General features: G+C 62.6%; 2 protein-coding genes and 3 pseudogenes. All 5 read left to right on the top strand.

Annotated elements, in window-relative coordinates; translation table 11 throughout:
* Nucleotides 1-1,074, top strand: a 1,074-nt coding sequence (gene dnaA / locus JCM9942_RS08335) for a chromosomal replication initiator protein DnaA (protein WP_054658985.1), incomplete at its 5' end; no start/stop codon positions are given.
* 374 nt (nt 1,075-1,448) lie between these two features.
* Nucleotides 1,449-2,548 (top strand): annotated as a pseudogene (gene dnaN / locus JCM9942_RS08330) (DNA polymerase III subunit beta).
* A gap of 827 nt (nt 2,549-3,375) precedes the next feature.
* Nucleotides 3,376-4,474, top strand: a pseudogene (gene recF, locus JCM9942_RS08325) (DNA replication/repair protein RecF).
* Between the two features lie 110 nt (nt 4,475-4,584).
* Nucleotides 4,585-7,044: a DNA topoisomerase (ATP-hydrolyzing) subunit B gene (gene gyrB, locus JCM9942_RS08320; protein ID WP_054658984.1), complete on the top strand. Its 2,460-nt coding sequence runs from the start codon at nt 4,585-4,587 to the stop codon at nt 7,042-7,044.
* A 70-nt stretch (nt 7,045-7,114) separates the two neighbouring features.
* Nucleotides 7,115-7,318 (top strand): annotated as a pseudogene (locus JCM9942_RS08315) (CPBP family intramembrane glutamate endopeptidase); the annotation flags it as partial.

The following is a 7,318-nucleotide window of genomic DNA, read 5'->3' as shown; positions in this document are numbered from 1 at the left end:
GCTGCTCCCGTGGCCAGCGCGCCGGCCCCGGCCGCGCCGGTGGTGCCGTTCAACGGCAACATGGATTCGCATTACACCTTTGCCAACTTCGTCGAAGGCCGCAGCAACCAGTTGGGTCTGGCCGCCGCCTTCCAGGCCGCGCAGAAACCCGGCGACCGCGCGCACAACCCGCTGTTGCTGTACGGCGGCACCGGTCTGGGCAAAACCCACCTGATGTTTGCCGCCGGCAATGCGATGCGCCAGGCCAATCCGGCCGCCAAGGTGCTGTATCTGCGCTCGGAACAGTTCTTCAGCGCGATGATCCGGGCGCTGCAGGAAAAGACCATGGACCAGTTCAAGCGCCAGTTCCAGCAGGTGGACGCGCTGCTGATCGACGATATCCAGTTCTTTGCCGGCAAGGACCGCACGCAGGAGGAGTTTTTCCACACCTTCAACGCATTGTTCGACGGCAAGCAGCAGATCATCCTGACCTGCGACCGCTATCCGCGCGAAGTCGAAGGCCTGGAAGCCCGCCTGAAATCGCGGCTGGCGTGGGGCCTGTCGGTGGCGATCGAGCCGCCGGATTTCGAAACCCGTGCCGCGATCGTGCTGGCAAAAGCCCGCGAACGTGGCGCTGACATCCCCGATGATGTCGCGTTCCTGATCGCCAAGAAGATGCGTTCCAACGTCCGCGACCTGGAAGGCGCACTCAATACGCTCACCGCCCGCGCCAATTTCACCGGCCGGGCGATCACCACCGAATTCGCCCAGGAAACCCTGCGCGATCTGCTGCGTGCCCAGCAGCAGGCCATCAGCATTCCCAACATCCAGAAGGTGGTCGGCGACTACTACGGCCTGCAGATGAAAGATCTGCTGTCCAAGCGCCGCACCCGCTCGCTGGCCCGTCCGCGCCAGGTGGCCATGGCGTTGACCAAGGAATTGACCGAGCACAGCCTGCCGGAAATCGGCGATGCCTTTGCCGGCCGCGACCACACCACCGTGCTGCACGCGGTGCGCCAGATCAAGCATCTGATGGAAACCGACGGCAAGCTGCGCGAGGACTGGGACAAACTCATCCGCAAGCTCAGCGAGTGAGTGGCCGAGCGGCTGCGCCGGCCGCGGACTTGCGTGGGTTGATCACCTCATTCACCACCGGTAGCCGCCGTCGTGTCGTTGCTGGAAGTCCGGCAATGATGCCTGCACACCAAGCGGGCGTCATCGCACAAAACGGTGCATCATTCCGGGGTAAGCACGGGAGAATCTGTGGATAAAAAGGCCGGTTATTTCAGGCGCAAATCTATCCACAGGTTCATCCCCCTGCTCGGGGTCAGTAATACAGAGGGTTTCAGGCATTGAAAACCTTTGAATAACAAACACTTAGGTGTGTTTTAAACGAAATCTGGCTCTACCATCACCACCAAGCTTTTGATTTAAACCACATCTTTTAAAGCATAGGGGCACGAAACCACATGCGTTTCACACTGCAGCGCGAAGCCTTTCTCAAGCCGTTGGCCCAGGTCGTCAACGTGGTAGAACGCCGCCAGACTCTGCCGGTTCTGGCCAATTTCCTGGTCCAGGTCCAAGAGGGCCAGTTGTCGTTGACCGGTACCGATCTGGAAGTGGAAATGGTCTCCCGCATCGCCGTTGACGATGCCCAGGACGGCGAAACCACCATTCCGGCGCGAAAGCTGTTCGAAATCATCCGCGCCCTGCCCGATGGCAGCCGTATCACGGTCTCGCAGACCAGTGACAAGATCACCGTGCAGGCCGGGCGCAGCGTTTCACGCTGGCCACCCTGCCGGCCAACGACTTCCCGTCGGTGGATGAAGTGGAAGCCACCGAGCGCGTGGTGGTGCCGGAAGCGGCACTGAAGGAACTGATCGAACGCACCGCGTTCGCGATGGCGCAGCAGGACGTGCGGTATTACCTCAACGGTCTGCTGTTCGACCTGCGCGACAAGACGCTGCGCTGCGTGGCTACTGATGGCCACCGTCTGGCGCTGTGTGAAACCGCGCTGGAAAACAGCAACGGAGCCAAGCGCCAGATCATCGTGCCGCGCAAGGGCGTGACCGAATTGCAGCGTCTGCTGGAAGGCGGCGAGCGCGAAGTCGAGCTGGAAGTCGGCCGCAGCCACGTGCGTGTCAAACGCGACGATGTGACCTTCACTTCCAAGCTGATCGATGGCCGTTTCCCGGACTACGAAGCCGTCATTCCGATCGGCGCCGATCGGGAAGTGAAAGTCGAGCGTGAAACCCTGCGCGCTTCCCTGCAGCGTGCGGCGATCCTGTCCAACGAGAAGTACCGCGGCGTGCGCGTGGAAGTGAGCCCGGGCCAGCTGAAGATCAGCGCGCACAACCCGGAGCAGGAAGAAGCCCAGGAAGAGATTGAAGCCGATACCACGGTCAGTGATCTGGCCATTGGCTTCAACGTCAACTACCTGCTGGATGCGCTGTCGGCGTTGCGCGACGAGCACGTGGTGATCCAGCTGCGCGATTCAAACTCCTCGGCCCTGGTGCGTGAAGCCAGCAGCGAGAAGTCGCGTCACGTGGTGATGCCGCTGCGCCTCTGACCGATGTTCCACGTGGAACACGAAAAAGCCCGGCATCGCCGGGCTTTTTCTTTGCGTTTTTCGTGCTCATTGGTGATCGCTGGATTTCAGGCTGACCACGTCAAGGCAGCCAGCTTCCCAAGGCCTGCAGTTTGCTTGCATCAAGCACAACGCATTCCCCGTGGAACGTGGTGATATCCCTTGTCGTGGAAATTTTTCTGGTCAGTCGTTGTAGCCGACGAGCCGGAGAAACGCCGCGATCGAGTTCCTCTGCTCGCGAGGCGGCACGCGCTTTCCTGTAGCGCGTGCCGTGGGTTGGGACCCGTGAAATCAGGCAGCAAAGACGTTGCGCCCAGGAAAGCAGTTACACGCCTGGTTGCTGCAGGCTGGAGGCGCTTTTCGCTTCTATCAAAGCTTTTAAATTAGAAGATAAATCAAAAGCTTGGTGGTGATGGTAGGGGCAGATTTCATGTAGAACTCTATCAAGTTGCTGTTTTATATGGATTTAATGGCATTGAAACCCCCTGTAGAACCCGGGATCTAGCCTGTGGATAGCTGTGCATAAGTCGCGACAGGGGCAAAAGAGCTGTTTTTATCCACAGGTTGCCCTACTTATACACAAGCCTTGTGCCCCGTTCTGTCCTTGCCCGGATTGGGCTGTGATTTCGTGAAATCTGCACGGATATTCCCGCCACGGCGTTTCAGATTTCAAGGAATTTGGGGGGCTCGCCATTCCGTCCTGCCGGTGACGCGGGCAGAACGCACGGGGGGCAGGGCCAGATGCTTTAAGCTGAGCCTCTGTTCGTTGCGGATGGCGCAGCGGCATCGGGTTTTTCAGCAGAGCGTCAATGCATATCGTCCGTGTGGCCCTGAACCGTGTTCGCCGGTTCGATTCCGTGGAACTGGCCCCCCGCCCCGGCATCAACCTGATCACCGGTGACAATGGCGCCGGAAAAACCAGTCTCCTGGAGGCATTGCACTTGATGGCCTATGGCCGCAGTTTCCGCGGGCGGGTACGTGACGGTCTGGTGCAGAAACAGGCCGAAGGCTGGATGTGTTCGTGCAATGGGAGGAGCGGGGCCCTGCGGGCAGTGCCGGACAGCGGCGTCGTGCCGGGCTAGCCCATAGCGGCCATACCTGGCGAGGCCGTCTGGATGGCGAAGACGTCTCGCAACTGGGAACGCTGTGCGCGGCCCTGGCGGTGGTCACGTTCGAACCGGGTAGCCATGCGTTGATCAGTGGCGGCAGTGAACCGCGCCGGCGCTTCGTGGATTGGGGATTGTTCCACGTGGAACCCGACTTCCTTCCGCTTTGGCGACGCTACACACGGGCGCTGAAGCAACGCAACGCCCTGCTCAAAAGCGGGGCCAGCGCCACGGCACTGGATGCGTGGGATCACGAGCTGGCCGAATCCGGTACTCCGCTGACCTCCCGCCGCCAGCACTACCTGGAACGCTTGCAGGATCGGGCCATCCGGATCGCCGCCGACCTGGCGCCGTCCCTGCAATTGCAGGCGCTGGAGCTGCAACCGGGTTGGCGCCGCCAGGAAATGGCCCTGGCCGACGCACTGCTGCTTGGCCGGGATCGTGACCGGATGGCCGGCTACACCTCGGTCGGGCCGCATCGGGCCGACTGGAGTACCCGATTTTCCCAGATTCCGGGCCGGGACGCGTTGTCCCGCGGGCAGGCCAAGCTGACCGCGCTGGCGTGTCTGTTGGCGCAAGCGAGGATTACGCGGACCAGCGGGGCGAATGGCCGGTGATCGCCCTGGATGATCTGGCATCGGAGCTGGACGGCAGACACCAGCAGCGCGTCCTGGGATGGCTGGCGCAGACCCCGGCGCAGGTGTTCATCACTGCCACCGAACCGCCGGCAGCGCTGGCAGATTCCCCCACCGCGCCGACCCGGTTCCACGTGGAACATGGCGTGGTTCAGCGGCTCGATTGACCGTCCCGGGCGCTCAAGGGCCCGGCTGGTATAATTTGGCGGCAATCCCCTATCTCTCGTACCCGGCCATGATGGCGGGCGTACGACCTGCGGAGCCTACGGCAAGCGCAATGACTGAAAAACAGAACACCCCGGCAAACAACGGCAACTACGACGCCAACAGCATTACCGCCCTGGAGGGCTTGGAGGCTGTCCGTAAGCGTCCTGGTATGTACATCGGTGACGTCCATGACGGCACCGGTCTGCACCATATGGTGTTCGAGGTGGTCGACAACTCCATCGACGAAGCCTTGGCCGGTCACGCCGACCAGGTCTCGGTCACGATCCACGCCGACGGCTCGGTCGCGGTCTCGGACAACGGGCGCGGTATTCCGACCGGCAAGCACGAGCAGATGAGCGCCAAGCTGGGCCGCGAAGTCTCCGCCGCCGAGGTGGTGATGACCGTGCTGCACGCCGGCGGCAAGTTCGATGACAACAGCTACAAGGTCTCCGGTGGTCTGCACGGCGTCGGTGTCAGCGTGGTCAACGCGCTGTCGCAGAAGCTGTTGCTGGACATCTACCAGGGCGGTTTCCACTACCAGCAGGAATACGCCGATGGCGCTCCGTGCGGCCCGCTGCGGCAGCTCGAAGCCAGCAGCAAGCGCGGCACGACCCTGCGTTTCTGGCCCTCGCTCAAGGCGTTTCACGACAACGTCGAATTCCATTACGAAATCCTGGCGCGCCGCCTGCGCGAGCTGTCGTTCCTGAACTCCGGCGTCAAGATCGTTCTGGTCGATGAGCGTGGCGAAGGCCGGCGCGACGACTTCCACTACGAGGGCGGCATCAAGAGCTTCGTGGAGCATCTGGCGCAGCTCAAGACCCCGTTGCACCCCAACGTCATCGCGGTGACCGGTGAGCACAACGGCATCACCGTGGAAGTGGCGCTGCAGTGGACCGATTCCTACCAGGAAACGATGTACTGCTTCACCAACAACATCCCGCAGAAGGATGGCGGTACCCACCTGGCCGGTTTCCGCGGCGCGCTGACCCGGGTGCTGAGCAACTATATCGAGCAGAACGGCATCGCCAAGCAGGCCAAGATCAGCCTGACCGGTGATGACATGCGCGAAGGCATGATCGCGGTGCTCTCGGTGAAGGTGCCAGACCCGAGTTTCTCCAGCCAGACCAAGGAAAAGCTGGTTAGCTCGGATGTGCGACCGGCGGTGGAAAACGCCTTCGGCCAGCGGCTGGAAGCGTTCCTGCAGGAAAACCCGAACGAAGCCAAGGCCATCACCGGCAAGATCGTCGATGCCGCCCGTGCCCGTGAGGCCGCGCGCAAGGCGCGCGATCTGACCCGCCGCAAGGGTGCGCTGGATATCGCCGGCCTGCCCGGCAAGCTGGCGGACTGCCAGGAAAAGGATCCGGCCCTGTCGGAACTGTTCATCGTCGAGGGTGACTCGGCCGGTGGCTCGGCCAAGCAGGGCCGCAACCGCAAGAACCAGGCGGTGCTGCCGCTGCGCGGCAAGATCCTCAACGTGGAACGTGCCCGCTTCGACCGCATGCTGGCCTCCGACCAGGTCGGCACGCTGATCACCGCGCTGGGTACCGGCATCGGCCGCGACGAGTACAACCCGGACAAGCTGCGTTACCACAAGATCATCATCATGACCGACGCCGACGTCGACGGCGCGCATATCCGCACGCTGCTGTTGACGTTCTTCTACCGGCAGATGCCGGAGCTGATCGAGCGCGGTTACGTGTATATCGGCCTGCCGCCGCTGTACAAGATCAAGCAGGGCAAAACCGAGCTGTACCTGAAGGACGACCCGGCACTGGATGCCTATCTGGCCAACAGCGCGGTGGAAAACGCCGCGTTGATTCCGGCCAATGGTGAGCCGCCGATCGAAGGCGTGGCGCTGGAAAGTCTGCTGCTGGCCTACGCGGCGGCGCAGGACGCGATCGACCGCAATGCCCATCGCTACGACCGCAGCCTGCTCGAAGCGCTTGTCGATTTCACGCCGATGGACCTGGAACACCTGCGTACCGCGGGCGAGGACGAAGGCCTGGATGCACTGGCCAAGCACCTGAACCGGGGCAGCCTGGGAACGCCGCGCTACACGCTGGAACTGCAGGAACCCACCGAACAGCGTCCGGCCGCGTTACTGGTCACCCGTCGCCACATGGGCGAGGAGTTGATCCAGGTGCTGCCGCTGGCGGCGTTCGAATCGGGGGAACTGCGCGCCCTGCACAAGGCCTCGCAGTTGCTGCACGGTCTGGTACGGGAAGGCGCACGGATCAGCCGTGGCAACAAATCGGCCGAAGTCAGCGGGTTTGCCCAGGCCCAGGCCTGGTTGCTGGAGGAAGCCAAGAAGGGCCGCCAGATCCAGCGCTTCAAGGGCCTGGGTGAAATGAACCCGGAACAGCTGTGGGACACCACGGTGAATCCGGATACCCGGCGTCTGCTGCAGGTCCGCATCGAAGATGCGGTGGCGGCCGACCAGATCTTCAGCACCCTGATGGGCGATGTGGTGGAACCGCGTCGCGACTTCATCGAGGACAACGCGCTGAAGGTCATGAACCTGGATATCTGACCCACCAGTCCCAAGACGGGCGTTGCATCGCGCAGCGCCCGTTTTTTTTACCGCTCTGCCAAGGATCGCGATGTCCGCCCTGCCCCCGCTTCCGCCCGCTCCCGCCGTTGCACGCTCCGCAGCGGGTATCCGCCAGGCCGGTTCGCCGGTTGCAGGGTTCTTTCTCGATCTGCTGATCGCCGCGGCCACACTGCTGGGCCTGAGTCTGCTGTGCAGTGTGGTCTGGGGAGTGTGGCGCGGGGTGGAGGTCGGCCGGGAGGCCGCCCGCAGCGGG

This window comes from Stenotrophomonas pictorum JCM 9942 (assembly GCF_001310775.1).
Classification (GTDB): domain Bacteria; phylum Pseudomonadota; class Gammaproteobacteria; order Xanthomonadales; family Xanthomonadaceae; genus Stenotrophomonas; species Stenotrophomonas pictorum.
This window is presented reverse-complemented; position numbering and strand designations above follow the sequence as displayed.

Coding starts and splice junctions, on each gene's coding strand:
- gyrB (WP_054658984.1), top strand. CDS start 4,585: ATGACTGAAAAACAGAACACCCCGGCAAACAACGGCAACTACGACGCC.